The sequence below is a fragment of the Acinetobacter sp. 1130196 genome, assembly GCF_000588095.1.
In the GTDB taxonomy this organism is placed as follows: domain Bacteria; phylum Pseudomonadota; class Gammaproteobacteria; order Pseudomonadales; family Moraxellaceae; genus Acinetobacter; species Acinetobacter nosocomialis.
This window is the reverse complement of record NZ_JFWX01000088.1, coordinates 1-3,963: the sequence shown is the minus strand read 5'-3', so window position 1 is coordinate 3,963 and position 3,963 is coordinate 1. Positions and strand designations below refer to the sequence as shown.

The window sequence follows — 3,963 nt, the reverse complement described above, 5'->3', positions numbered from 1 at the left end:
GGGTTTAAAAATCCCAGTTCGCCAAATAACTTCACTTTGTCATTGGTGCATGGTCGGGAAGTACCGGGGTGAGGAATGCGGTTACACAGGTGTAGCAATGTTCACTGATAAAGATGAGCCAACTGATAATCCGGCACTTGATCGATGCGGAGGACGTTTACGTTCTTGCCGATTGCGATTTGGTGAAAATAAACCGCTGCCATTTGGTGGTTTCCCGGCTTCAAGCTTATTGTGAGGTTTTATGAAACTGACGGCAAAACATAAAAAAGCAATCATGGCGCATGCTGATGAATGCTATCCGCTTGAATGCTGTGGTGTGATTGTTGATAAGCAATATATCGCTTGTCGCAATATTGCCGAACAATCTGATCAATTTGAAATTCATCCCGAGGATTTGGCAAGTGCTGAAGATCAAGGCGAAATCTTAGCTTATGTTCACTCTCATCCAGATGGAACAACAAAAGCTTCGGAACTTGATCTGATTCAAATTGAGTTACATCAAAAGCCGTGGGTAATTTGTTCATATCCGGATCTGGATTTTCAAGTTTATGAACCATTTGGTTATCGCGCCCCTTTAGTGGGGCGTAATTATATTCATCATTTTCAGGACTGTTATGCACTAGTCCGTGACTTTTATGATCGTGAGCTAGGTATTAAATTGCCAGACTTTGAACGAAAAGATGGCTGGTGGGAAGACAAAGATCATCCGTCAATATTGATTGATAACTTTCCGAAAGCCGGTTTCTATGAAGTGGACACTCCGCAATATGGAGATATGTTGATTTGCCGAGTACCACGAACAGAACACCCAAATCATTGCATTATTTGGCTTGGTGATAATGCAATGCTGAAGTCCGAAGATACCGAACCTTGTATTGGCAATACATTAATTTTGCATCAGCTTCACGGCCGTAAATCTATACGTGAAATCTATGGACCGCAATGGTCAACCAGAACGGTAAAAATCTTGAGGCATAGAGATGTTAAAAACAATTAAGTTGTACGGCATCTTGGGGCAAAAATTCGGTCGTGAATTTAAGCTCGATGTCGCAAATACACGTGAAGCCATGCGTGCATTATCTGTTCAGATCGCTGGCTTTGAACACTTTATGTTGCATGCTCATGAGCAAGGCCTACGCTTTGCCGTATTTTTAAAATCAAAGAACTCAAGTAATAAGCGAGGCAAGAAACGCCCAGCGATTTATGACCACGAAACTAAGCGGCTCATTACCGGCGATAACATCGGTGAAGAGCAGCTAGACATGAATACTGAAGCAGACACTATTCATATCGTCCCGCGTGTAATGGGGGCTGGTGGCAATAATGGGATTTTGCAACTTGTACTTGGTGCGATTCTGATAGCTGCTTCATTTATACCAGGTATTGGTCAGGCTGCTCAGGTTGCATTGATAGGTGCAGGTGCTGGCATGGCTATGGGAGGGGTTGCATCAATGCTCATGCCAAAAATTGATAATACTCAAGACCAAAACCAAGACGGCAACCGTGCCAACAAAGGCTTTGGCGGTGCAGTAACTACAGTTGCACAAGGTAATCCTGTTCCAATTCTTTATGGTCAACGGGAAATCGGCGGCTTCATTATCAGTGCTGGTCAATATCCAGAAGATCAGATGTAAATTTTAATTAACAGGCGCTTTCTAGCGCCTTTTTTATTGCGTGAGATTTCTTATGAATGCAGTAGTAGGCGCAAAAAAAGGCAGTAAAAAACAACGGCAACCTGTCATTTCACCAGATTCTGCACAATCGAAAACTTTTATCAAGGTTCTATATGGTTTAGCTGAAGGCGAGATTGAAGGTTTAGCTAATGGGCTTCAGTCAATTTATTTAGAAGAAACTCAACTTCAGAATGCAGATGGAAGTCTTAACTTTGAAAATGTAAAAGTTGACTTTAGAAGTGGTACCAATGATCAGGAATACATTGAGGGTTTTCCAGCAGTAGAAAGTGAAACTGCCATCGATGTGGAGTTAAAGTCTGAAACGCCATGGGTTCGAGCTTTTAGTAATCTTGATCTTGATGCGGTTCGCTTACGCTTGAAATGGGGTCCTTTGCGTACTCAGAATGCTACAAATGGTGATGTATCAGGTGTAACAATTGAATATGCAATTGACTTGCAGACTGACGGTGGGATCTGGACTGAAGTTTTAAAAACGAAGATTTCAGATAAAACTTCTGCTAATTATGAACGTGCTCACCGTATTGATTTGCCTCAAGCTGACTCAGGTTGGCTCATACGTGTTCGCAGACTTACACCTAATTCAATGTCAGAGTATGTCAGTGACAAGATGTATATTGAAGCAGTGACTGAAGTCATTGATGCAAAATTATGTTACCCAAATACTGCTTTGCTTGGCCTTCAATATGATGCAGAGACTTTTGGAAACGTTGCTAAAGTTGCCGCAGATACAAAGGGAAAAATTCTAAAGGTTCCTACTAACTACAATCCAGCTACACGACAATATGTTGGGATGTGGGACGGTACTTTCAAAGAGGCTTATTCCAATAACCCAGCATGGATCTATTATGACATCTGTACAGTTGATCGCTATGCGCTGGGTGATCGTTTAACCCCACTCATGGTTGATAAGTGGTCTTTATATCGCTTGGCACAATACTGTGACCAAATGGTACCGAACGGATTAGGCGGTCAAGAACCACGCTTTACATGTAATGTTTATCTTCAGAGTGCCGAAGGTGCATTTGAGATTTTAACTAAGTTAGCTGGTGTATTCCGTGCGATAACGTTTTGGGATGGCAATAGCATTATTTGTGATGCGGATATTCCCCAAGATACGTATTTCACTTATACACGTGCCAATGTTATTGAAGGTAATTTTGAGTACGCGGGAACCCGTGCTCGAGATAGACATAATGTCGTGAAAGTTGCTTGGGATAATCCTGCGAATCACTATAAAACAGAATATGAATTTGTTCGTGATGAAAAGGCGATTACTGAAGCTGGCCAAGTTCGTATTTTGGAAATTGATGCTTGGGGATGCACTTCGCGTGGGCAAGCGCAGCGAGCAGGCTGGTGGGCTTTAAAGTCTGAGCAATTAGAAACTCGGACCGTTAGTTTTAAAGTTGGTTTGGATGGCCATATTCCACAGCCGGGAAGAGTTATTGATATTGCAGATCCATTGTTTGCTGGTCGAGCAAACGGTGGACGTGTATCTAAAATATCAGCTGATCGTAAAAGCATTACGCTAGATCGTGATGATGTTGTGGCAGTTGCTGGTGACCGACTCATTATTAATGGCGAGGATGGTAAAGCTCAAACACGAATAGTTCAATCGATCTCAGGCCGTGTTGTTACAGTAACTCATGAGTTTGATGCGATTGCAGCACAAAACGTCTGGGTGATTGATGCTCAAGACTTGGCAACAATGAAGTTTCGAGTGATTTCTATTACCCAAGATGAGCATCATCAATTTTCAGTGACTGCACTTCAATATAACCCAGCCAAGTTTGATGCCATTGATAAGGGTGCTTATTTTGATGAGGTTCCGATTTCGATTGTGAACCCAACAATTCAGGATCCTGTAACAGATGTCGTTGTTACCGGTGAAAGCCGAGTTGATCAGGGTATCAACGTGGCTACCATGATAGTATCTTGGGCGCAGGCAAAAGGAGCCGTTAAATATCAAGTTGAGTGGCGTAAAGATGACGGGAGTTGGATTAAGCTTCCAATAACCGGCAACAACTCAGTCGAAGTACCAGGTATTTATGCGGGTCAATATCAAGCACGAGTAACAGCGATTTCAGCTTTTGAGATAGCTTCTTTACCAGTTTATTCAACTTTGACTGAACTCTCTGGAAAGCAAGGTTTACCTCCAAAATTGGCATTTATCCAAGCGACAGGAATCTTATTCGGTATCAAACTTGATTGGGGCTTCCCTGCAACTGGCGCACTTGATACGGCTTATACCGAGATTCAAGTTTCACCAGAT

Annotated in this window: 4 protein-coding genes; all 4 read left to right on the top strand. The window is 42.4% G+C overall.

Going from position 1 to position 3,963, the window contains the following annotated elements:
• On the top strand, positions 1-235 hold a 235-nt coding region (locus J671_RS25675), incomplete at its 5' end, for a phage minor tail protein L (protein ID WP_031983747.1).
• Between the two features lie 6 nt (positions 236-241).
• On the top strand, positions 242-997 hold the full coding sequence (locus J671_RS24210) for a C40 family peptidase (protein ID WP_031983746.1): 756 nt from the start codon (positions 242-244) through the stop codon (positions 995-997).
• Entirely contained in the window at positions 981-1,634 is a 654-nt protein-coding gene (locus J671_RS24205; RefSeq protein ID WP_017394010.1) for a tail assembly protein, read from the top strand. Before J671_RS24210 ends, J671_RS24205 begins: the two co-directional genes overlap by 17 nt.
• A gap of 52 nt (positions 1,635-1,686) precedes the next feature.
• A partial coding sequence (locus J671_RS24200) for a host specificity protein J (RefSeq protein WP_031983745.1) occupies positions 1,687-3,963 on the top strand: 2,277 nt, incomplete at its 3' end.

Excerpts from the sequence above, each read along its gene's own strand:
- J671_RS24210 (WP_031983746.1), top strand. The coding sequence starts at position 242 with ATGAAACTGACGGCAAAACATAAAAAAGCAATCATGGCGCATGCTGAT.
- J671_RS24205 (WP_017394010.1), top strand. The coding sequence starts at position 981 with ATGTTAAAAACAATTAAGTTGTACGGCATCTTGGGGCAAAAATTCGGT.